A 24,177-nucleotide genomic window follows, 5' to 3' on the forward strand; every position below is an offset into this window, starting at 1 on the left:
AGTTTCACGTTATACATTATCCTTATATTTTTACGAGAAACGGTTATCGTCTTCAAAAGACGACAACATCGTTTCTTCTTATGAGAAGAGGGTTATGATGAGCCTAAAACCAGTGGAACTGCAAATTGCACTACCTCGGACTACGGAAGCGGGTAAGATTCAGAATGAATCTCAGCAGCGCCCCGCTATTGATCAGCATCAACTGGCAGGACAAAATGTGAAACAAAGCCAGGAAATGACCATGCGAAGCGCTGAAGTGGATGAATCTTCTGAATCTGCTTTACGCGATGGCGGAGATAAAGGCAATCATCATTCCGGAGGGAATCCTTCTTCGGAGAAACGTTCGAAGTCAGGTACTCGTGATGCGGAACATCCTTACAAAGGACAGCGCATTGATCTGAGTCTTTAATAAGTAGTTATATTTGATATGTTAAAGGAGATAAGGCACTTGCAACCATGGGTGTATATTGTGCTAGTAGGTGTCGCCGCTATTCTTTATGCCCTTTTACTTCCAGCGCGTATGAAGGAAGGAAAAGCAAAGCAGCAAAGCCTCAAAGAAACAGAGGCTGCGCTTGAGCTATATATGGCTGACATAGAGCGCGAAAATGAAGAGCTAGTACAGTTAGTCAGCAGCATTAAACAGCAATCACAAACTAATCATGTAGCAATGCAAGGGCAGATTAGTGATTTGCAGCATCAATTAACAGAATTACAGCAAAGCTCTTTATTACTAGAGGGCCGAGTAACTAATGAAGAAAAACGGTTAAGAGAGTTGGAAGTTTCGGTTGAGAAGGGTTCGTATGCTAAGGTTTCGGCGATCGGAGACCCATCTGCCGGTGCCGAAATACGTTCAATACAACCAGAAGTGAAAGCGAAACCTATTAGTTCTATTAAATTGCGATATCCACGATTATTTGAACTACATGAGCAGGGGAAATCGATAGACTCCATTGCCAAGACGGCTGGACTTCAGCGGGGAGAAGTGCAACTGATTCTGCAACTCGCCAAACAGGAGGAATCGGTATGATGAAGAACCGTTCTTTTTTGTTCGGACTTGGCACAGGGCTAATTGCAGGCGCCCTATTACTTCAATTAATGATATCCGGTGGAGCGGCTCCACTCACCAAGGAACAGGTAATACAAGGTGCTGAGAAATTGAACTTGAAGGTTATCGACGAAGCTACTGAACCTCCTTCGGATGAGTCTGCTTTGGAGGACGCTGTTCAAGGTCAGAAGTCAGCTGGCGTTAATGAGGGAATTACGGAGAACGTGGCACCTTCTGAGCCTTCAGTAGCGGCTTCTCCCGCTCCTGTAGTATCTCCTACAGTATCTGATAACCCTAGTAAGGTTATCCCTCCTAAAGAGCCCTCAACGCCTAAAGAAGGCACTATTGAGGAGCCAGAGGTCACTACTGCACCAACTGCTGTTGCACCTGATAAGCCTAAAGCCACTGCGAATGCAGGGGTAGTTGTTCGTATACCTTCAGGTAGCACACTGACAAAAACAGCAGATATTTTGGAGAAGGCTGAAGTCATTAAGGATAAGGCTAGTTTTCTTAAAGCCGCCAATCAACGTCAGATCAATACGAAGATTCAATCGGGTTCTTACACCTTTAATAAAGACGAGAGTCTAGATTCTATACTAGAAAAATTAATAAGTTTTCAATGATCGTTGCATACACTAATAAAATATGATATAGTAATTGACGGTGTTAAAACACACGCCGGTTGATTTCGACAAGGGGTGCTTTCTTCTGAAGAAAGTCTTGCTGAAAGATGACGCACGGCGGAGGAGACACACAATAAACCAAACTTAGGAGGTGTGTGAAGATGGCAGTAATCTCCATGAAACAGCTTCTAGAAGCTGGGGTACACTTCGGTCACCAGACTCGTCGTTGGAACCCAAAGATGGATCGTTATATCTTCACTGAAAGAAACGGAATTTACATTATTGACTTGCAAAAAACAGTCAAGAAGGTAGAAGAAGCTTACAACTTTGTAAAAAGCGTCGCTGGTGACAACGGCACAATCCTATTCGTAGGAACAAAGAAACAAGCACAAGATTCCGTAAAAGAAGAAGCAGAACGTTCCGGTATGTTCTTTATTAACCAACGCTGGTTGGGCGGAACTCTTACTAACTTCCAAACTATCCAAAAACGTATTGATCGTTTGAAGAAATTGGAAGCTTGGGAAGAAGACGGCACTTTTGAAGTTCTACCTAAGAAAGAAGTTATCCTTCTTCGCAAAGAGAAAGATCGTCTTGAGAAATTCTTGGGCGGTATCAAGAACATGAAAGGTCTACCAAGCGCGTTGTTCATCATTGACCCGCGTAAAGAGCGTATTGCAGTTGCAGAAGCTCGCAAATTGGGTATTCCAATCGTAGCTATCGTTGATACTAACTGTGATCCAGACGAAATCGACTACGTAATTCCAGGTAACGACGACGCTATCCGCGCCGTGAAATTGTTGACTGGTAAAATGGCAGACGCTGTTGTTGAAGCTCACCAAGGCGAAGACACAACTACTGCTTAAGTAGCGACTAACACATACAAGAACTTAAATGAAAAGGGTGGTTGGCAGGTGGATAACCTCTCACTGCCCTTTTTTTAGGATAAAAGCCTTGAATAATGTAAGAAAACGACAATTACCTGGAGGGAATAAACAATGGCAGTTGATGCAAAAGCAGTAAAAGAACTTCGTGAAAGAACAGGCGCTGGTATGCTTGATTGTAAAAAAGCGCTTGAAGAAGCTAATAACGATATCACTAAAGCAGCTGAATTGCTTCGTGAAAAAGGTCTGTCCGCAGCAGCAAACAAAGCAGGTCGTATTGCTACTGAGGGTGTTGTAGAATCTTACATCCACGCTGGCGGCCGTATTGGTGTACTTGTAGAAATCAACTGCGAAACTGACTTTGTAGGTAAAACAGATTCCTTCAAGGATTTTGCTCGCGATATCGCTATGCAAATCGCTGCAGCAAACCCGCGTTATGTTCGTCGTGAAGAAGTTCCACAAGAAGATGTAGAAAAAGAAAAAGAAATCCTGAAAGCTCAAGCTTTGAACGAAGGTAAGCCTGAGAAAATCATTGAAAAAATGGTTGAAGGACGTATTGGTAAATATTACGAAGAATATTGCTTGCTTGAGCAAACCTTCGTTAAAGACCCGGACAAAACGATCTCTCAATTGCTGAACGAAAAAATCAGCACAATCGGAGAAAACATCTCGATCCGTCGTTTTGCTCGTTTTGAACTAGGCGAAGGCTTGGAAAAGAAAGTGGATAACTTTGTTGAAGAAGTTATGGCACAAGTAAATAATTAATTTCAGCTTTATCATAAATGCGAAGAATTGAATAAGGGCAAGCATCAGAAGAGCGGAACACGTACACGTAGTGTTCCGTCTTTTGCAGAAAGTGAGGGTATACATTTGGAACAGCCGGTATTTAAGAGAGTAGTCCTTAAGGTAAGTGGGGAGTCTTTGGCAGGACAAAACGGATATGGTATTGATGCCGACATGATTATTTCCATCGCTGAACAGATCAAGGAAGTTGTAGAACTTGGAGTTCAGGTTGCAATTGTTTGTGGTGGAGGTAACATTTGGCGCGGGATCGCTGGTAGTGCAAGTGGCATTGATCGCGCTACTGCAGATTATATGGGCATGCTGGCAACAGTAATGAATTCACTTGCTCTGCAGGATGCATTAGAACAAATCGATGTGCCAACAAGAGTGCAGACTTCGATCTCGATGCAGCAAATTGCTGAACCGTACATTCGTCGTCGTGCGATTCGCCACCTGGAGAAGGGCCGTGTTGTTATTTTTGCAGCAGGCACAGGTAATCCTTTCTTCTCTACTGATACTACTGCAGCACTTAGAGCAGCAGAAATCGAAGCAGAAGTGATTCTGATGGCGAAGAACAAGGTTGATGGTGTATATTCAGCTGATCCGTTTAAAGACAGCACAGCCGAGAAGTTTGAACAGCTCACTTACATGGATGTTCTGAACAAAAACCTTGGTGTTATGGATTCCACAGCTTCATCTCTATGCATGGATAATAATATACCGCTCATTGTATTTGCCATTACTGAACAAGGCAATATCAAACGTGTCGTTCTCGGTGAGAAGATCGGAACGATTGTTAAAGGGAGTGTAGATTAATGCCACAATCGGTCAAAAAAAATGCCGAAGAGCGTATGGAAAAAGCGATTTCATCGCTGAAACGTGACTTGGCAACATTGCGTGCAGGACGTGCAACAACATCACTGCTAGATCGCATTCAAGTTGAATATTACGGTTCCCCTACTCCAATCAATCAGCTGGCGAACATCAGTACTCCGGATTCCCGGACACTGTTAATCCAGCCGTGGGACAAAACATCGATGTCTGACATTGAACGGGCGATCATGAAATCGGATATCGGTTTAACGCCTGCTAATGACGGAACAATCATTCGTCTTTCTATCCCTCCGCTTACTGAAGAACGTCGGACGGATTTGGTGAAATTGACGAAGAAATTTGGTGAAGAAGCGAAAGTAGCGATCCGCAACATTCGCCGTGATGCCAACGATGATATTAAGAAGATGGAGAAAAACGGTATCTCGGAAGATGAGTCCCGTGGCCATCAGGAAGACATTCAAAAGACAACGGATAAGTTCATAGCCGAGGTCGACAAAGTGCTTGTATCCAAAGAAAAAGAGATTATGGAAGTATAAAGATATTCTAGAGACTTGAGGCCCCTCCGTTAATGGTGGGGTTTGTCTCTTTCTGATAAGAGCTTGGAGGAAACGGAAATGATCAAACGGGTTCAAGCGTGGCTGAGCCGTAAAGACAGGCAACAGCCAGTCGAGATTTCACCGGATAACATTCCCCGGCATGTGGCTGTTATTATGGACGGCAATGGGCGTTGGGCTAAACGTCGCGGGTTGCCGCGCGTTGTGGGTCATCAGAATGGCATGAAGGCTGTTAAACGTGCTACAATCGCTGCAGACGAACTGGGTGTTGAGTTTTTGACGATGTATGCGTTCTCGACAGAAAATTGGAAACGACCAAAGGAAGAAGTCGATTATCTGATGCGCTTGCCAGTGGAGTTTCTAGCCATTGAGCTTGATGAGCTGATTGAGAAGAATGTCCAAGTACGTATGATGGGTGATACTGATGCATTGCCTTCATTTACACGCAAAGCTATGGAAGAAGCTATTTCCCGGACACAGGGCAATACTGGACTTATATTGAATTTTGCTCTTAATTATGGGGGGCGCAAAGAAATTGAGGACTGCATGCGCAGCATTGGTAAGGACATCCAATCAGGGGCTTTGACACCGGAAGATATTACGACTGATCTAATCGATAGCCGAATGTTATCTGGTGGGTTACCAGATCCGGATTTGCTTATACGTACAAGTGGAGAAATGCGACTTAGCAATTTCATGCTATGGCAGCTTGCTTATAGTGAGCTGTGGTTTACTGATGTGTATTGGCCTGAATTTGATAAGGAGCATTTGCATCAGGCAGTTGCTGAATATCAACGCCGTACACGCCGTTATGGTGGACTGAAGTAGCTTGATAGGAGATGGAAACCTTTGAAGCAGCGATTGATTACCGGAATTGTTGCCGGAGCACTATTTTTAGGCTTATGCGTGTTGGGAAACTGGCCATACCAGTTGTTACTTACTGCCATGGCTTTTATCGGGTTTTATGAATTTGTGAAAATGATAGGGATACCTGCGCTTTCCGGTTCTACCGTTCTTGGTTATGCAGCCATTCTAAGTTTCATGATCCCTTGGAATTTACTTGGGATCTCTGCACCCTTATCATGGGAACAAGGAATTTGGATTTTGCTGCTTTTGTTCCTTTTAGTTACAGTTTTTACTAAAAATAAATTAGATATTCGAGTAACAGCCTTGCTGTTTACTGGTATAGTATACATTGGAATGGGTTTTTCTTATATGGCCATGGCTCGTGCATCGGATGACGGACATGGTTTGTTCTGGACTTTTTTACTCCTTTTCTGCATTTGGGGTAGTGATGCCGGGGCATACTTTGTTGGAAGAAGCATGGGGAAGAACAAACTTTGGCCTGCCATCAGTCCGAACAAAACGGTGGAAGGTGCCGTAGGTGGAGTACTGATCTCGATGCTGATCGCTATCGTTTTTGCAATATTTGCTCCTGAACAACTTGCGATTGGACGAGCACTCCTTATAGGGCTTTCTTGTGCGGTGCTGGGTCAGCTTGGTGATCTTGTACAATCTGCCTATAAACGTGCGTATGGTATCAAAGATTCAGGCACGCTACTGCCAGGTCACGGTGGTATTCTTGATCGATGTGACAGCTGGATTATCGTATTTCCATTCGTACATATCGTAATGCTTATGCCTTACTATTAACGGAAGGAGAGGGTATAACTATGAAAAAAATAAGTGTTCTTGGTTCCACAGGTTCGATCGGCACTCAGACTCTAGATGTCATCGCTATGCACCCAGACTCTTTTCAAGTAGATGGCTTGGCAGCTGGAACGAATACAGCGTTATTGCTGGAACAAGTTCGTCGGTTTAATCCTCGTCGTGTTTCTGTTGCGACAAAGGAGCTGGCAGATGAGATTAGATCCAGTCTGCCTTCAGGCATACAGCTATACAGCGGGAATGAAGGTCTTGTTGAGGTGGCAGCAGGTGGAGATGCCGAAATGGTCGTAACGGCTGTTATGGGTAGTGTAGGCCTCCAATCCACGTTAGCTGCGATCGAAGCAGGCAAACATATTGGACTAGCTAATAAAGAGACTTTGGTAACGGCAGGACACCTCGTCACTGATCTAGCTAATCGTAAAGGTGTTAAGTTGTTACCTATCGATAGCGAGCATTCTGCTATTTTTCAGTGCTTAAATGGTGAGAATCTCGCGGATATTGCTTGCATCACTTTAACAGCTTCTGGTGGATCCTTCCGGGATTTCACTCGTGATCAACTCAAGAATGTAACGGTAGAAGATGCACTTCGTCATCCGAATTGGAGCATGGGCGCGAAAATCACGATTGATTCTGCTACAATGGTGAATAAAGGGCTTGAGGTGATTGAAGCGCATTGGCTATTTGGTCTACCTTATGAACAAGTAAATGTACTTTTGCATCCAGAGAGTATCATTCACTCTTATGTGGAGTTCCGTGACAGCAGCATTATTGCTCAGCTTGGTAATCCCGATATGCGTGTCCCCATTCAATATGCGCTCACTTATCCCGAACGCTGGGAGTCACCGGCACAGCGTTTGTCGTTGGCTGAAGTTGGACGTTTGACTTTCCGAGAAATGGACTATGAACGATTCCCTGCGCTTAAGCTAGCCATGGATTGTGGAAAAGCTGGAGGGACAGCTACTACTGCTTTTAATGCAGCAAATGAAATTGCTGTTGCTCGTTTCTTGAGTCATGAGATCCCATTCCTGCGCATTGAGGAGATCATCGGAGAAGTGCTTCATCGTCATATTAACGAGGATAATCCGAATTTAGAACAAATTGAATCCTGTGATAAGCGTGTTCGTGAGCTGGCAGCAACGTTGTAGAATGTAGATTGATCTCTTTTTGGCTGGAAATACTTACTTTGCCCTAAAAATAGGTTGGGACAGTTGATTCTCTTGTGCCTGATCGGAGAATAATGATAAATTAAGAGGACATACTTCGGTCTTACAGCTAAAGGGGGATGATACGTTTGGAAATGGTTCAAGTCGTTTTATTAACGGTGCTCATGTTTTTTGTTCTGGTGACTGTACATGAATGGGGTCACTATTATTTTGCCAAACGCGCCGGTATTCTCGTGAGGGAATTTGCTATCGGTTTCGGTCCGAAACTGTTTTCTTATAAACGGAATGAGACACAGTTCACTTTGCGTTTACTGCCTTTTGGCGGTTATGCTCGGATGGCTGGTGAAGATCCAGAGATTATTGAGATTGGCTCTGGACAAACCATTGCAGTAAGACTTGGTCAGGATAACAAAGTGAAAAATATTTATCTGGACGCATTGGATACACGTAAAAATGTTATCCGTGGTGAGGCTTTGCATACTGATCTTGAAAATGATCTGCAAATCCGCTTGGATGTGGATGGCGAAGTTACTACTTATGATGTTCATCCGCAAGCGATGATGATTAAAGGAACGCAGCAGACTCAAATTGCGCCTAAAGACCGCCAATTCGGTAGTAAAACCGTGGGTCAGCGGGCATTGGCTATTGTTGCGGGTCCTGTGATGAACTTCCTGTTAGCCTTTGTTCTGTTTGCCATCCATTTGCAAATGGTTGGGATTCCGGTGGAGAATCCTACTTATGTTAAGATCGGTGATGTCTCTGAAGGAATGCCTGCACAAGAGGCGGGATTGCAAAAGGGTGACATCATTGTATCCATCAACGGTGAGAAGATTGGTGCCGATTACCAAAAAATGATTGACTTAACCTCGGAGTCCAAAGGGAAAGAAATGAAATGGATGCTGCAACGTGGTGATGAGACCCTTAATGTGACTCTCGTTCCTCGTAGCATGGAGGGACAAGAAGGCGGTAAAATAGGGATTACACCTGAGCTTCCTACCCGCAAAGCAGGGGTTGGAGAGACGTTGACAGGTTCAGGTAAAGCTATGGTCGATACGACGGAAGCTATCTTTCTGGGCTTTAAGCAATTGATCAATAAATTCAATATGGATGATATTGGAGGTCCGGTTCGTACCTTTGAAGTAACCGGTCAAATTGCCCAACAAGGCATTCAGTATCTTACCTATTGGGCTGCTATCCTAAGCTTGTATCTGGGGATTTTCAACCTATTACCGATTCCAGCACTCGATGGAAGCCGTCTGGCGTTCCTAGGTGTGGAGGCATTACGCGGTAAACCTGTAGACCCGAGCCGTGAAGGTATGGTTCACTTTGTCGGATTTGCACTGTTATTTTTATTAATGATTGCTGTTACGTATAATGATATTTTACGTTTGATCAGCGGCTAATTTTCTTCGGGAGGCATTCCATTACATGGCAAAAGATAAGCAATTCGTTACGGAAATCACGCCGCAAAGCGAGGATTTCTCACGCTGGTATATTGATGTTATAAAAAAAGGGGACTTGATGGACTACTCGCCTGTTCGTGGCTGTATCGTATTTAAGCCAGAGGGCTATGAAATATGGGAGCATATTCAGGCGGAAATGAACCGTCGCCTTAAAGAAACTGGGCATCGTAATGCTTATTTTCCAGTGTTCATTCCAGAGAGTTTCTTTCAAAAGGAAAAGGATCATATTGAAGGCTTTAATCCCGAACTGCCATGGGTAACTGAAGCTGGTGGAGACGTGCTTGAAGAACGTCTGGCTGTCCGTCCTACTTCTGAGACCATGTTCGGGCATATGTATTCCAAATGGATTCAGTCCTATCGTGACCTTCCTGTACTTATCAATCAATGGGCGAACGTGGTTCGTTGGGAGAAGCGTACGTTACCATTTATCCGCACTACTGAGTTTCTTTGGCAAGAAGGGCATACTGCACATGAGAATGAAGCTGAAGCTCGTGAAGAAACCATGAAGATGCTGGATAACTACCGTGATTTTGCCGAGACTTTCCTTGCTATTCCAGTGATTACTGGACAAAAGACACCTTCCGAGCGTTTTGCTGGTGCTGTAGATACGTATTCTATTGAAGCGATGATGAAAGATGGACGTGCTGTTCAGGCTGCTACCTCACATTACTTGGGTACCAAGTTTGCAACAGCATTTGAGATCCAGTATTTGAGCCGCGACAATAATTTAGAATATGTGCATACGACCTCATGGGGATCCACTACACGCTTGATTGGTTCGCTGATTATGGTGCATGGCGATGACCGTGGGCTTGTTCTACCGCCTAAGGTATCGCCAACTCAAGTAATTATGATTCCGATCGGACCTCCTAAAACTCGCGAAGCCGTGATTGGACGGACGGACGAGCTGTTCAAGGAACTGAAGAACGCAGGCGTTCGTGTACGTGTGGATGATCGTTCGGATGTAACGCCAGGTTGGAAGTTCAATGAATATGAAATGCGCGGTATACCTGTGCGCTTGGAGCTTGGACCACGCGACATGGAGAATGGCGTCTGCGTAATCGTCTCCCGTGTCACAGGGGAGAAGAAGGTTATTCAGCAAGAGAACCTCGTAGAAGAAGTTCAAGCAATGCTCGAACAGGTTCATAATGAAATGTTCGAACGTGCCTTGAAATTCCGCGAGGACCATTTCTATTCTGTGGATTCCTTGGAAGAAATGAAAGCTTCAATGGAAGAAAAACGCGGCTTTGCACTAGCTGGCTGGTGTGGTTCCGAAGCATGCGAGTCCAAAGTTAAGGAAGAGACAGGTGCGGGAAGCCGCAACATTCCTTTCGATCCGGCGGAGAAGAAGCAAGTCTGCATTTGCTGTGGCAAACCAGCTGAGCATACTGTGGTTTTTGCAAAGGCCTATTAATCTTTTGGCACCGATCAACAGTCTTGTAGTATTTTAATCTAGCTTCTGGAGAGAGGAGTCAGCGGGCCGAAAGTACCCAATGCTTTTTGAATCCAGAAGCTTTTTAAAATATAAGAATTTATAGGTTTGCACTATAAATTATCCCTTTTATTTTTACGAGAAACAGATATTGTCTTTAAAAGCCGACAACGTCGTTTTTTTTATCATATTGTACTTTCACTGAATATCATTGATTGTGTTTTACGGAGTTATCAAAGGTGGGAGGAAAGCATGGAACAAAACCAGGAGAGAAGAAAAAGATTCGAGCTCTTGATGAAGCAAGGTGAAATTCCACCTGCAATTATGGATCCCTACTTTTTAGATGGATATATAGAGCGTGTAGAGATCAGCCGTGGTAACCGAGACTGGCAAATTGTGATTGCGAAAGAAAGTCTGGTTCCAGCCCAGGTATACCGGACATTTTGCCTCAGAATGCGGGAGAAGCTACAGCATATAGCCAAAGTAAGCTTTTTATTCGTATATGATCAAAAAGTTAGTAGAGCAGAGATAGTCCAAGAATATTGGGGATTGTTTCTGGAGTGGGTGACTCGCGAGGTCCCTTCGGTTAATGGCTGGCTGACACGTTCTACCCAAGAGCTTAAAGAGGACACTTTAATGTTGACGATGAGTGACTCCACTTCTATGGAGCTGGCTCGTAAAAAAGGCATCGATGGGGCGATTATTAAATTTTATGATACGTATTTCGGTCTGACCTTAAAAGTTAAAGTGCTAATGGCAGAGAATGAAAATAATAATGTTGAGGCATATGAAGAATTTCAGCAAAAGCTTCAGCAAGAACAACGCGAGATCGTTGAGCAGATGATGACTGCAGTAGAAACAGAAGCTCCTGCTGATGATAGCGATCCTAGTGAAGTCATTAAGCTTCAAGTGGGGTATGAAATTAAGGAACAGGCCGTACCGATTCTTGAAATTCAAGATGAAGAGAAGAAAATTACTATTCAGGGTACCATTTTTGGTCTGGATCGTAAGGAACTTCGCAATGGCAGTACCTTGTTTACTTTCAGTCTCACCGATTTTACGGATTCTCTACAAATGAAGATGTTCGCGAAGACTAAAGATGATCTGAAGGTTATGAGTCAGTTAGCTAACGGTAAATGGGTAAGAGCACGCGGAAAAGTGGAATATGACCGGTTTATGCAGATTCCTGAGCTAGTGATGATTCCTTCGGACTTAACAGAAGTTAAGGCACCGCCTGCGCGTAAAGATACAGCTCCTAAGAAACGGGTGGAGTTTCACCTTCACACTACGATGAGTACGATGGATGCGGTCACTCCGATCACTACCTATGTCAAAACAGCTGCCCAGTGGGGTCATCCTGCGATTGCTATTTCTGATCATGGCGGAGTTCAGGCTTTTCCGGATGCGAACCATGCAGCTCATAAGCATAAGATAAAAATGATTTATGGCGTGGAAGCCAATGTTGTGAATGACTCTGTGAATATTGTCGAGAATGCTCAGCCTTTGGACTTGAAGACAGCTACCTATGTAGTGTTTGATATAGAGACCACGGGGTTATCGATTACCCGCAATAATATTACAGAGCTGGCGGCCATTAAAATGTGCGAAGGCAAAGAAGTAGACCGTTATTCTACTTTTGTTAATCCGCATGAGAAGATCCCTTATCATATTCAGCAATTGACCAATATTACGGATGAAATGGTGAAGGATGCTCCTGATCTTGAACCAGTACTGCGTAAGTTTGTTGAATTTGTGGGTGACAGTATCCTTGTTGCACATAACGCCAGATTTGATATGGGTTTTATTCAGGCCTCGTTACGTAAAATAGGTGAACCTGATCTTCCGAATCCATCTCTTGATACGCTTGAGCTCGCCCGGTTACTATATCCAAACATGAAGAATCACAGGCTGAACACATTAGCCGATAAATATAAAGTTCTTCTGGAAAGCCATCACCGAGCGATTGATGATACTATAGCACTCGGTGGAATATTAACAGGATTGCTCGCAGATGCTGAAAAGATGAAGGGCATGACCCGCCTTGATCGACTAAACGATTATGTGGGTAATGATCTTTCGAACACAAGACCGTTCCACTGTAATATCTATGCACTTAATCAAGTAGGCAAAAAAAATCTCTATAAGCTCATTTCCATGTCACATACGGAATATTTCAAGCGTGTTCCTTGTATTCCGAAATCCAAGCTGGAAGAGCATAGAGATGGACTGCTCGTGATTTCCGGTTGTGAACGTGGAGAGTTTTTTGAAGCAGTACTCAACAAAACGACTGAGGAAGCCATGGAGGTTGCTCATTTTTATGATGTGCTAGAGATACAGCCATTGACCATGTACATGCATTTGGTAGACAAGGGCTTTGTAGCAGGCCCTGATGAGCTTCGTGATGTAGTCCGCAAGGTTTGTGAAATAGGGGAACAGTTGAATAAACCTGTTATCGCAACGGGGAATGTGCATTATCTTGAACCCCGGGACAAGCTGTATCGTGATATTACCATTAATGGAATCACAGGCTTTAGTCCGCTTAAAGACCAACGTAAACCAGATGCACACTTCCGCACAACCGATGAAATGCTGTCTGAATTCGAATTTCTCGGTGCTGAAAAAGCAATGGAAGTCGTAGTTACGAATACAGTTGAGCTGGCGGAACGTTTTGAAGAGCTGGAGCTGTTTCCGGATAAGCTATTTACACCCATTCTTGAAGGGGCGGACGAAGAAATTCGCGAGACCTGTTATAACACTGCGAAATCCATTTATGGCGAAGAATTGCCTGAGGTAGTCATTGCCCGTTTGGAGAAAGAGCTTGCACCAATTATCAAATTTGGGTTCTCTGCCAACTATTTGATTTCTGAACGTCTCGTTAAAAAATCAAATAAGGACGGATATCTCGTAGGTTCGCGGGGTTCCGTAGGCTCCTCTGTAGTAGCGACATTTCTTGGGATTTCAGAAGTTAATCCTTTGCCCGCGCATTATATTTGCCTAAACCCCGAGTGTCGCCATAGTGAATGGTTCCTGGACGGCAGTGTACGGAGCGGATTCGACTTACCGGACAAAGTATGTCCGGATTGCGGTGAGAAGCTCAAAGGCGAAGGGCAGGATATTCCGTTTGAGACCTTCCTCGGATTTAAGGGCGACAAAGTTCCCGATATCGATTTGAACTTCTCAGGGGAATATCAGCCGAATGCCCATAACTTTACCAAAGAAATGTTTGGTGAGAAAAATGTATTCCGTGCCGGAACGATCGGTACCGTCGCTGAGAAGACTGCCTTCGGTTTCACGAAGAAATACGAAGAACTGCACCAGAAACGTTGGCGTGGAGCTGAAGTTGGCCGGCTGGCAGCTGGATGCACAGGCGTTAAACGCAGTACGGGACAACATCCCGGCGGTATAGTTGTTGTTCCAGATTACATGGAGGTTGAAGATATTACACCCGTGCAATTTCCAGCGGATGATGTCAATGCCGAGTGGAAGACCACGCACTTTGATTATCATGCTTTTGACGCGAATCTGTTGAAACTTGATATTCTGGGTCATGATGATCCGACAATGATGCGGATGCTGCAGGATTTGACAGGTGTTGATCCAACTACTATCCCGATGAATGATCCGAAAGTCATGAGCATGTTTAACTCTACAGATGCACTTGGAGTGAGACCTGACGAAATCAGATCACCAGTTGCGACATATGGTGTGCCCGAAATGGGTACCAAGTTCGTACGTCAAATGCTTATTGAGTCGAAACCATCCAGCTTTGCTGACTTACTGCAAATATCAGGTTTGTCTCATGGTACTGGGGTTTGGCTTGGTAACGCGCAAGAGCTTATAAAGAATAACACTTGTAACATTAAGACTGTTATCGGTTGTCGTGATGACATCATGCTCTTCTTAATTTATAAAGCGGGAATGGATGCGAGCTTGGCCTTTAAAATTACCGAGAGTGTTCGTAAAGGTAAAGGTTTATCTGACGAATGGATCGAGGAAATGAAAAAGTGCAAGGTTCCACAATGGTATATTGATTCTTGTCTGAAGATTCAATACATGTTCCCGAAGGCGCATGCTGCTGCATACGTTATTTCTGCAGTACGTACCGCTTACTTCAAGCTGTATCATCCTATTGAATATTATGCGACTTATTTCTCTGTACGTGCAGCAGATTTTGATATTGAATTGTGCTGTAAGGGATATGAAGCGATCAACCGTCAGATCGTAGACATTGAGCAAAAAGGATTTCAAGCTTTGCCTAAGGAAAAGGCTATGTTGCCTGTCCTTGAAATGGCTTTGGAGATGACGGCACGTGGGTTTACATTCAAAAACATTGATCTTTACCGCTCAGAAGCGAATAAGTTTATTGTTGATGACAAGAGTTTGATTCCTCCGTTTTCCGCATTAGCGGGAATTGGTGAGAATGCTGCTATCAACATAGCTGCTGCGAAAGATGCCGGGGAGTTCCTTTCTATTGAGGATTTCCAGCAGAAATCCAAGGCGAGTAAGACAGTTATTGAGCTGCTAACCAATATGGGCTGCTTCCGCGGCTTACCGGAGAGCAATCAACTTTCCCTATTTTAAAGGCTTTAACAACACTTATTTCATGGTAAGCAGAAACGTCTTTACCGTCCTTTTTGGGACGGTACCCGTTTCTGCGAAAAATACAAAACGTATAGGATGACGTGAAACTTATACTTTCTTGTATTTCTAGAAAAGAGAGCTCCAAAGGGGGAGTCAAGGGCTAGCACTTGTCAGTCCAGACTCACTATGGTATAATTTCTTTGGTAATAATGAGATAAGTCCGTTGTGTAAAGAGTGGGGAAACCCACTCTTTATCTTTGGTATATAGCAAAAGACAAGTTCGTGGAGGTAATTTTCTTTTGAGCACACCCAAATCTAAAATTAAACAAACGGTAGAGCAGATGCTCGGGCCCTATCTCGACGACAATGGTTTCGAACTGGTGGACGTTGAATACGTGAAGGAAGGCTCCAATTGGTTTCTGCGTATATTCGTAGATAAAGAAGGCGGCATTGATATTGATGACTGCGGAAGCATTAGCGAATATTTCAGTCAGCAGTTGGATGAGAATGATCCTATCCCTGAGGCATATTTCCTTGAGGTTTCCTCACCGGGAGCAGAGCGTCCTCTCAAAAAAGCTGCGGATGTAGCTAAAGCGGTAGGTAAGGACGTGTATGTGACTGTTTATGAGCCGATTCAAGGACTCAAAGAATTTGAAGGTCGTTTGCTCTCGTTCGAGAACGAGGAACTGCTCATCTCCGCGGGCAAAAAAGAACATGTAATACCGTATGCCAAAGTCGCAAGCGCGAGATTGGCCATTATTTTTTAACGTCTTGAAAGGGGGGCCGGAAATTCATGAGTATGGAGTTTATTGAAGCAATGAATGAGCTGGAAAGGGAGAGAGGCATCAGTAAAGATGTGCTGTTCGAAGCGATCGAAGCGGCGCTGATCTCTAGTTATAAACGTAATTTCAATGCAGCACAGAACGTGCGTGTTGATATGAACCGCAACACAGGTGTCATTAAAGTGTTTGCCCGCAAGCTAATTGTTGAAGAGGTCCTGGATACAAGGACTGAAATCTCATTGCCGGCAGCCAGAGAAATTAACCCGCATTTCCAGCTTGAAGACATTGCTGAGCTTGAAGTAACACCACGTGATTTCGGGCGCATTGCTGCACAGACTGCAAAGCAGGTTGTAACACAACGGATTCGCGAAGCAGAGCGTGGACTCATCTATAATGCCTTTATTGACAAAGAAGATGATATTGTAACAGGACTTGTACAACGTCAAGATATGCGGAACATCTACATTGATCTTGGTAAAATCGAAGCGGTCTTGCCGCTTAGTGAATTGATGCCAGGTGAGAAGTTTAAGCAAAGTGAGCGTATCAAGGCTTATATCACTAAAGTTGAGAATACCACTAAAGGACCGCAAATTATGCTGTCCCGCAGTCATCCCGGATTGCTGAAGCGTCTGTTCGAACTAGAAGTTCCGGAAATTTTTGATGGTGTAGTTGAAATTCGTTCCGTAGCTCGTGAAGCTGGCTTCCGTTCGAAGATTGCTGTGTATTCCCGCAATCCGGAAGTGGATCCAGTTGGTTCTTGTGTAGGCCCAAGAGGAACACGCGTTCAAACCATCGTTACTGAGCTTCGTGGCGAGAAGATCGATATCGTCCGTTACTCTGATCTGGTGCAAGAGTATGTTGCTAATGCACTCAGCCCTTCCAAGGTGCTTGAAGTTCAAGTCTTTGAAGCAGAGAAAATGGCACGGGTGATCGTTCCTGATTATCAATTATCACTGGCTATCGGTATTAAAGGGCAAAATGCACGCCTTGCCGCTAAGCTTACCGGCTGGAAAATTGATATCAAGAGTGAGAGTCAAGCGGAGCAGGAATACGGTAGACCGAGAACTTCTATTGATGAAATGCATCAGGATTCCGTCTCCATTGATTAATTAACCTGCTTGACGGGAGGCGTATGTATGAAACAAAGAAAGGTGCCGCTGCGCAAATGCGTTGCTACCCAAGAGATGATGCCGAAGAAAGAGCTGATTCGAGTGGTTAGAACGCCCGAGGGCGAAGTACTGATTGATCTGACAGGTAAGAAGTCAGGCCGTGGTGCTTACATATGCGGCAAGCTTGAATGCTTTAAGCTGGCACAGAAGAATAAAGCACTTGACCGCGCTTTGAAATGTCAAGTGAGTCCTGAAATCTATGACCAGCTTGCTCGGGAGTTTACTTCCGTGGAAGAGCAGTTTCTAGCAGCAAAGGATAGTGAGGATAATGAGTAAGGCGCTTTCTTATTTAGGGCTTGCCATGAGAGCAGGCAAGATAGTCACCGGCGATGAGGCTGTACTCAAAGCTGTACGGTCTTCAGAGGCGAAGCTGGTCGTTCTGGCAGGTGACGCTTCAGATAATACCCAAAAAAAGTTCCGTGATAAATGCGGAACCTACGATATTCCACTAGTAATCGCATTTCACCGAGACAGCCTCGGTGCAAGTATTGGTAAAGACCAGCGCGTAGTACTGGCCATTACGGATAAAGGATTCGCGGAAATGATCTCCAAGCAACTCGGAGATACTGTCGGAGGTGGATTTATTGACTAAAGAAGAGAACAAAGATAAATTGCGTGTGTACGAATATGCCAAGTCACTAAACATGAGCAGTAAAGAAATTATTACTATTCTGAAGCGTTTGAATGTCCCTGTGAATAATCATATGAGTGTCATGGAGAACGGTTCCGTGAACAAAGTAGAGCAATTCTTCAAGGATATCAAGTCGAACGCTGCAGCCAAGCGGGATACCGGCTCCAGCAGCCGCCCGGTGTCAACCGGTGCAGTAACTGCCGAACCCCAGAGTGCTCAGAATGCCAACAAAAATCAACAGGAAAAGCAGGTAGGTATGAACAGTAACCAAAACAACAACCAATCGACGACGTCCCCAAGGCCCCAAAGCGGACAAGATTCCCGCAGAACAACAACAGGTTCAACGCAAAATGCACGTCCGCAACAAAGCGGAGCTCCACGTACAAATAGTACTACCGGAAGCCGTCCGCAAGGAAGTAGCACAGGCGGCAATCGCCCACAAGGTAGCAATACCGGTGGCAGCCGTCCGCAAGGAAGTAGTACAGGCGGCAATCGCCCACAAGGTAGTAATACTGGTGGCAGCCGTCCGCAAGGAAGTAACACAGGTGGCAGCCGTCCGCAAGGTAGTACTACCGGCGGTAGCCGTCCACAAGGAAGTAATACTGGCAGCCGTCCGCAAGGACAAAGCAGTGCACCTCGCACGGACAGCCGCCCACAAGGTCAATCTGGCACAGGTGGTGGTTTCACACGCGGTGACGACAGAGGTCCTAAGAAGAACACAACCGGTGGTAGACCAAATACGAACAATAGACGGTTTGATGATGGTAAAGGCGGTAACTACCGCGGTCGTGGTGGTAAGAATGGCCGTGGCAAGAATCAACCTATGGTTCACCGCGAGAAGATTGATAATACACCTAAGAAAATTATCGTTCGTGGCAGCATGACCGTAGGTGAAACTGCGAAATTGCTTCACAAAGACGCTTCTGAAGTAATTAAGAAGCTGATTTCTATGGGGGTAATGGCAACCATTAACCAAGAATTGGATATCGACACCATTCTTCTGCTCGCTGCTGAATTTGGCGTAGAAGTAGAAGTGAAGATTCCTGTTGATGAGGATAGCTTCGAAACTGTGGAAGAGAATGATACTGAAGATGAGCTTCAGACCCGTCCTCCAGTAGTTACAATCATGGGTCACGTTGACCACGGTAAAACTACTTTGCTGGATGCCATTCGTTCGACAAGTGTGTCACTAGGCGAAGCTGGCGGAATCACACAGCATATTGGTGCTTATCAAGTTGAAATCAACCAGAAGAAAATCACGTTCCTTGATACACCTGGTCACGAAGCATTTACGGCTATGCGTGCTCGTGGTGCACAGGTTACGGATATGACAATTATCGTAGTTGCAGCGGATGACGGTGTTATGCCTCAGACTGTTGAAGCTATTGCACACGCTAAAGCTGCTGGACTTCCGATCATTGTTGCTGTCAACAAAATCGATAAGCCAGGTGCTGATCCTGATAAGGTGAAGCAAGAGCTTACAAGCTATGAACTCGTTCCTGAAGAGTGGGGCGGAGATACCATCTTCGTTAACCTTTCTGCAAAACAACGTATTAACTTGGAAGAACTGCTGGAAATGATTCTGCTCGTTGCTGAAGTAAACGAGTACAAAGCGAACCCTGACAAACGGGCACGCGGTACAGTTATAGAAGCTGAGCTTGATAAGAATCGTGGACCCGTTGCACGTATTCTGGTACAGAACGGTACATTGAAAGTCGGCGATGCTTTTGTAGCAGGTAACTGCTTCGGACGTGTACGTGCGATGGTTAATGACAAAGGACGTAAGATCAAGGAAGCTGGACCATCCACTCCAGTAGAAATTACTGGTTTGACTGAAGTACCACAGGCTGGTGATCCGTTTATGGCCTTCGAAGACGAGCGTAAAGCCCGTGCGATTGCTGATAGACGTTCCACTTCCCAACGCCAATCTGAGCTGAATACGAACACTCGTGTAACATTGGATGATTTGTTCCAGCACATTAAAGACGGCGAGATCAAAGACCTTAACGTTATTATTAAAGCTGACGTACAAGGTTCAGTCGAGGCACTTAAAGGTTCCCTGGCTAAGATCGAAGTGGAAGGTGTCCGCGTGAAGATCATTCACAGCGGTGCTGGTGCCATTACGGAATCCGATATTACACTTGCAGCAGCATCTAATGCTATTGTTATTGGCTTTAACGTTCGTCCGGACGCTCAGACCAAGGCAGCTGCTGAACAAGAAAAAGTAGATGTTCGTCTCCATAACATCATCTACAATGTAATCGAGGAAATTGAAAGTGCAATGAAGGGTATGCTTGATCCTATCTATAAAGAGAACGTTATCGGTCACGCTGAAGTGCGTAGCGTATTCAAAATCAGTAAAGTGGGTACCATTGCAGGTTGTATGGTTATTGATGGTAAAATTACCCGTAATGCTGAAATGCGCTTGATCCGTAGCGGAATCGTTGTATTTACAGGTAAAGTTGATACCTTGAAACGCTTTAAAGATGATGCCAAAGAAGTGGCGCAAGGTTATGAATGCGGCATAACTTTGGAACGCTATAATGACGTCCAAGAGGGCGACATTATCGAAGCGTTTCTTATGGAAACTGTAGAGCGCTAAGCGAAGAGGTGAATATAGATGTCTAAAATTAGAGCAGGACGAGTAGGCGAGCAGATCAAGAAAGAGCTTAGTCAACTTATCCAAAGCGGACTGAAAGATCCTCGAATCGGTTTTGTAACTGTAACTGGCGTAGACGTGACTAACGATCTGTCGCAAGCGAAAGTATACCTAAGCGTGTTCGGGGATGAAGAGCAGAAGTCAGGCTCCCTTAAAGCGATTGAGAAAGCAAATGGTTTTCTTCGCTCCGAGCTTGGCAAGGCGATTCGCCTCCGGCATACACCGGAACTGATCTTCAAGATCGATGAATCTGTCGCTTATGGCAGTCACATTGAGAAACTTCTTGGAGAGCTTCATAAGAACGATTAGAAATAGGTACAAAAGGAGTTCAAAATAGCTCAAGGCTATTTTGAACAACCTTTATAAAGGAGACGGCGAATGCAGAGCTATGAACAAAGTCTCCAGCAGACCCGTGAGTTTCTGCTGGAACACGACGATTACCTTGTAGTGTCGCATGTTCAGCCGGACGGAGATGCAGTCAGCTCCACCCTAGCGGTGGGCTGGCTTCTCTCATGTCTGGGCAAAAAATACACTATGCTAAATGAAGGACCGATACCGAAGCGGATGGAATACTTATGGCATTCGGAGGAAATCATCAATATGGCCTCTAGTGAGCCGCCCCGTCAATACAGCAATGTGATCTGTGTGGATTGTGCTGATTTTCAGCGAGTAGGACTAACTCATCGCTATTTTGCGAAGGATGCTCTAATCCTGAACATTGACCATCATCCCACTAACAACGGTTATGGTCTTGTGAATTTAATCAAACCGGATGCTGCTGCGACTGCGGAAATTTTGTTCGATCTGTTGAAGACGTTCGAGATTGAATGGGACATTGATATCGCCACAGCTTTATACACAGGTCTTTTGACAGATACTGGCGGATTTCGATATACCAACACATCACCAAAAGTAATGGCAGCCGTATCTGAACTGCTATCATATGGCGTTAACGGTCCTGAACTGGCTGAGACATTACTTGAAGAAATGACATTGCCGCAGATTAAAATTTTAAATAAAGCGTTAAATACTCTTCAATTATCACCCGAAGGGGATATTGCCTGGCTCTATGTTACACCGGAGGATATGATTGAATGTGCTGCTGCTAATGAAGATTTAGAAGGTCTCGTGAACTACCCTCGCAATATTCGAGGTGTGGAAGTAGGGATTCTGTTCAAAGTCATTCATGAACATGCGGTTAAAGTTAGCTTACGTTCTGCGGGTAAGGTCGATGTGGCTGATCTAGCGCAAACGTTTGGAGGTGGCGGTCATACCCGTGCTGCAGGTGCGCGTATAGAAGCTACACTCGAAACGGCAATAGCGCAAGTGCTTGAGGAGGTAAGACGTCATTTATGAGTGAATTAGAAGGTGTACTGGCGGTTTACAAGCCAGCCGGGTTCACTTCACATGATGTTGTGGCCAAGGCGCGTCGTATTCTCGGCATGAAACGGATCGGACATACAGGAACACTTGATCCACAGGTAACAGGTGTGCTGCCGCTTTGTTTAGGCCGCGCTACTCGTGTCGTGGAGTATATTCAGGAGTTGCCCAAAGAATATGTGGCAACATTGAGACTGGGGATGTCCAGTGATACTGAGGACTTAACCGGGACCATTATAGAAACTGTAGATGAGGTGCATGTAACTGAAGAAGAGATTCTGTCAGTGCTTGCTTCATTTAAAGGGGTTATTTCTCAGGTTCCACCGATGTATTCTGCGGTTAAAGTTGACGGCAAACGTCTTTATGAGTTGGCAAGAGAAGGTAAAACCGTTGAACGTAAAAGCCGTGAAGTAGAGATTTACGAAATTGAAATGATGGATATGACTTGGGAAGGCAATCATCCCGATATCACATTCCGGGTGCTTTGCTCTAAGGGGACGTACATTCGTACACTCTGTGTCGACATCGGACGAGCCCTTGGACTGCCGGGTGTGATGGTGAAACTAGAGAGAACGATGTCGGCAGGGATTTCTGCCAGTCATTGTCTTACGCTAGAGGATATTGCGACTCACAAAGAAGCCGGAACATTGGAAGATCATTTAATCGCTGCAGACGAAGCCATTTCTCATATGCCAAAGCACACGGTAATGGATGAGAAAAAGAAGGCAGCTTTGCAGGGGCAGCGTTTGTCCTCACGATTTATCGCTCCAGAGGTGAAGTCGAACAGTCAATTTCGGCTATACGATCTTCAAGGTGGATTTCTTGGCATTTATGAATTGGAAGATACAGGTGCAATTGCTCCAGTGAAGGTGTTTGCACAAGCTTAAATCAATTTTACCAAGTGAATTGTAGGTGAGAAACAGCGTGAGAACCGTAACGTTAACCTATCCGATGTCTCCGGAGACTGCTGCAGAGTGGGCTCAGCCTCAAGTGGCTGCTCTAGGGCAGTTTGACGGATTGCATCGTGGACATGCTAGCGTCATTACATCCGCTGTGGCCCTCGCACGTAAACAAGGTGTGCCGGCTGCAGTTCTTACATTTCATCCCCATCCTAAAGATGTTATGGGTAAGGGTGATTATGAAGGGTATTTGACGCCACCCGTAGAAAAGCAGGAGATTCTTGCTAGTTTGGGTGTCGATATCTTATATGTTATTGAATTTAACGAGCAGCTTTCCCGTGTAAGTCCTCAGAATTTTGTCTCTGTTATGCTTTTGCCGCTACATATTGTAACTGCAGTTGTCGGCTTTGACTTTCGTTTTGGTTATCAAGGTGAAGGCGATGTTGAGATGCTTCGCAAGCTGGGTGAAGGTATTATGAATGTAGAGGTTGCTCCCCCTTTTCTGCTGGATGGAGAGAAGGTAAGCAGCTCCGGCATTCGTAAAAGTCTCCAAAACGGGGATTTAGAGCTGGCAAACTCCTGGTTCGGACGTTGCTATTATCTGCGTGGTGAAGTGGGTCATGGTGAGAAGAGAGGTCGCACTATTGGTTTTCCAACAGCGAACTTGAAGCTTAGTGCACATTTTGTCATCCCGACTAAAGGTGTATATGCGGTCCGAGTCTTTTATAAGGATAAAGTTTTGTATGGGGTTATGAATGTGGGCGTTAAACCTACCTTCCATGAGGGTGTATTGACTCCAAGCTTTGAGGTCCATCTGTTTGACTTTGAAGGTGATTTGTATGATCAAGAGCTCAAGGTGGAGTTAGTATCTTATATTCGTCCTGAACGAAAATTCGAATCCATTGGTGCATTGATTACTCAAATCGGTGAGGATGCAGAAACCGCGAAGAAGATTATGGGGTATGATCTATAGTCATCCCGGACAAGCCGTTTACTTTTGTTAATGGAGATGCTATACTAATAAACGTTGCTGGCTTACAGCACCATAACCTTAGCTTGGTTGCACGTTCTCACCGACGGTGACGAGGCTAGTGGCGATTATATTGAAGGAGGTGAACAGGATGGCATTAACTCAAGAACGTAAACATCAATTGATCGACGAGCACAAAACTCACGAATCCGATACTGGATCCCCTGAGGTGCAAGTTGCTATCCTAACGGAGAACATCGTTAATTTGACTGACCACTTGCGTACGCACAAGAAAGATCATCACTCCCGTCGCGGATTGTTGAAAATGGTTGGACAACGTCGTAAACTTCTGGCGTATTTGAAAAACAAAGACATCAGACGTTACAGCGCCCTGATCGAAAGACTGGGATTGCGTCGTTAATTTTCCATAAGATAACCCTTAAAGCAGCCTGGTTGTATACCGTATGTCCTTCTCGGAGCGACAGCGGGACAGCTGGGTTGCTTTTTGAAAATTTAGGGAAAACTTTATAGCAAGACTGATGAGATTATTCGTAAAAACGGCCACTTTACATCATCTGTGAGACTTAGCCGTTTCTTCTTATATGTATACAGAACAGGCTACATACCTTAAATTATAAGAAAGTATAAGTTTCACGTTAT

The 24,177-nt window shown here is 44.7% G+C and carries 22 protein-coding genes and 1 pseudogene; all 23 read left to right on the top strand.

What is annotated here, in order from left to right:
• A partial coding sequence (locus CA598_RS26075; protein ID WP_256989814.1) for a hypothetical protein occupies window positions 1–409 on the top strand: 409 nt, incomplete at its 5' end.
• 39 nt (window positions 410–448) lie between these two features.
• Window positions 449–1,027, top strand: a complete 579-nt coding sequence (locus CA598_RS26080; protein ID WP_094878391.1) for a hypothetical protein — start codon at window positions 449–451, stop codon at window positions 1,025–1,027.
• Window positions 1,024–1,668: an endolytic transglycosylase MltG gene (locus CA598_RS26085; protein WP_094878392.1), complete on the top strand. Its 645-nt coding sequence runs from the start codon at window positions 1,024–1,026 to the stop codon at window positions 1,666–1,668. Before CA598_RS26080 ends, CA598_RS26085 begins: the two co-directional genes overlap by 4 nt.
• 161 nt (window positions 1,669–1,829) lie before the next feature.
• Window positions 1,830–2,531: a 30S ribosomal protein S2 gene (rpsB, locus tag CA598_RS26090; protein ID WP_094870298.1), complete on the top strand. Its 702-nt coding sequence runs from the start codon at window positions 1,830–1,832 to the stop codon at window positions 2,529–2,531.
• A 132-nt stretch (window positions 2,532–2,663) separates the two neighbouring features.
• Window positions 2,664–3,314, top strand: a complete 651-nt coding sequence (gene tsf, locus CA598_RS26095; protein WP_042189425.1) for a translation elongation factor Ts — start codon at window positions 2,664–2,666, stop codon at window positions 3,312–3,314.
• A gap of 105 nt (window positions 3,315–3,419) precedes the next feature.
• Window positions 3,420–4,148 (top strand): UMP kinase, encoded by a 729-nt coding sequence (pyrH, locus tag CA598_RS26100; RefSeq protein ID WP_036688491.1) that lies wholly within the window; start codon window positions 3,420–3,422, stop codon window positions 4,146–4,148.
• Window positions 4,148–4,702: a ribosome recycling factor gene (frr, locus tag CA598_RS26105; RefSeq protein ID WP_042189424.1), complete on the top strand. Its 555-nt coding sequence runs from the start codon at window positions 4,148–4,150 to the stop codon at window positions 4,700–4,702. Before pyrH ends, frr begins: the two co-directional genes overlap by 1 nt.
• A 78-nt stretch (window positions 4,703–4,780) precedes the next feature.
• Window positions 4,781–5,548: an undecaprenyl pyrophosphate synthase gene (locus CA598_RS26110; RefSeq protein ID WP_094870297.1), complete on the top strand. Its 768-nt coding sequence runs from the start codon at window positions 4,781–4,783 to the stop codon at window positions 5,546–5,548.
• 21 nt (window positions 5,549–5,569) lie between these two features.
• A complete protein-coding gene (locus CA598_RS26115; protein ID WP_094870296.1) occupies window positions 5,570–6,373 on the top strand; it encodes a phosphatidate cytidylyltransferase in 804 nt (267 codons plus the stop codon).
• Window positions 6,374–6,393: 20 nt separating this feature from the next.
• Window positions 6,394–7,533 (top strand): 1-deoxy-D-xylulose-5-phosphate reductoisomerase, encoded by a 1,140-nt coding sequence (locus CA598_RS26120; protein ID WP_042189421.1) that lies wholly within the window; start codon window positions 6,394–6,396, stop codon window positions 7,531–7,533.
• 146 nt (window positions 7,534–7,679) lie between these two features.
• Window positions 7,680–8,954, top strand: coding sequence for an RIP metalloprotease RseP (rseP, locus tag CA598_RS26125; protein ID WP_042189420.1), 1,275 nt, complete (start codon window positions 7,680–7,682; stop codon window positions 8,952–8,954).
• A gap of 25 nt (window positions 8,955–8,979) precedes the next feature.
• A complete protein-coding gene (proS, locus tag CA598_RS26130) occupies window positions 8,980–10,428 on the top strand; it encodes a proline--tRNA ligase (protein ID WP_094878393.1) in 1,449 nt (482 codons plus the stop codon).
• Window positions 10,429–10,698: 270 nt separating this feature from the next.
• A complete protein-coding gene (locus CA598_RS26135; RefSeq protein WP_094878394.1) occupies window positions 10,699–15,027 on the top strand; it encodes a PolC-type DNA polymerase III in 4,329 nt (1,442 codons plus the stop codon).
• 299 nt (window positions 15,028–15,326) lie between these two features.
• The gene (rimP, locus tag CA598_RS26140) at window positions 15,327–15,794 is read left to right on the top strand and encodes a ribosome maturation factor RimP (RefSeq protein WP_094870292.1); all 468 of its coding nucleotides are present in this window, start codon (window positions 15,327–15,329) and stop codon (window positions 15,792–15,794) included.
• A 26-nt stretch (window positions 15,795–15,820) separates the two neighbouring features.
• Entirely contained in the window at window positions 15,821–16,918 is a 1,098-nt protein-coding gene (gene nusA / locus CA598_RS26145) for a transcription termination factor NusA (RefSeq protein WP_042189417.1), read from the top strand.
• A gap of 27 nt (window positions 16,919–16,945) precedes the next feature.
• Entirely contained in the window at window positions 16,946–17,254 is a 309-nt protein-coding gene (gene rnpM, locus CA598_RS26150) for an RNase P modulator RnpM (protein WP_042189416.1), read from the top strand.
• Window positions 17,247–17,568: pseudogene (locus CA598_RS26155) on the top strand (YlxQ family RNA-binding protein); the annotation flags it as partial. The gene rnpM and the pseudogene CA598_RS26155, both read left to right, overlap by 8 nt.
• The gene (gene infB / locus CA598_RS26160) at window positions 17,563–20,211 is read left to right on the top strand and encodes a translation initiation factor IF-2 (protein WP_094878395.1); all 2,649 of its coding nucleotides are present in this window, start codon (window positions 17,563–17,565) and stop codon (window positions 20,209–20,211) included. The pseudogene CA598_RS26155 and the gene infB, both read left to right, overlap by 6 nt.
• Window positions 20,212–20,229: 18 nt before the next feature.
• Window positions 20,230–20,577 (top strand): 30S ribosome-binding factor RbfA, encoded by a 348-nt coding sequence (rbfA, locus tag CA598_RS26165; RefSeq protein WP_042128856.1) that lies wholly within the window; start codon window positions 20,230–20,232, stop codon window positions 20,575–20,577.
• A gap of 69 nt (window positions 20,578–20,646) precedes the next feature.
• Window positions 20,647–21,624, top strand: coding sequence for a DHH family phosphoesterase (locus CA598_RS26170; RefSeq protein WP_094870290.1), 978 nt, complete (start codon window positions 20,647–20,649; stop codon window positions 21,622–21,624).
• Window positions 21,621–22,535 carry a tRNA pseudouridine(55) synthase TruB gene (truB, locus tag CA598_RS26175; protein ID WP_094878396.1) on the top strand — a complete coding sequence of 305 codons (915 nt, stop codon included), beginning with the start codon at window positions 21,621–21,623 and terminating at the stop codon, window positions 22,533–22,535. Before CA598_RS26170 ends, truB begins: the two co-directional genes overlap by 4 nt.
• A gap of 37 nt (window positions 22,536–22,572) precedes the next feature.
• Window positions 22,573–23,520 (top strand): bifunctional riboflavin kinase/FAD synthetase, encoded by a 948-nt coding sequence (locus tag CA598_RS26180; RefSeq protein ID WP_094878397.1) that lies wholly within the window; start codon window positions 22,573–22,575, stop codon window positions 23,518–23,520.
• Window positions 23,521–23,668: 148 nt separating this feature from the next.
• A complete protein-coding gene (gene rpsO / locus CA598_RS26185; protein ID WP_036656390.1) occupies window positions 23,669–23,938 on the top strand; it encodes a 30S ribosomal protein S15 in 270 nt (89 codons plus the stop codon).
• Window positions 23,939–24,177: the final 239 nt, after the last annotated feature.

The organism is Paenibacillus sp. VTT E-133291, from assembly GCF_002264395.1.
Classification (GTDB): Bacteria; Bacillota; Bacilli; order Paenibacillales; family Paenibacillaceae; genus Paenibacillus_AQ; species Paenibacillus_AQ nitricinens.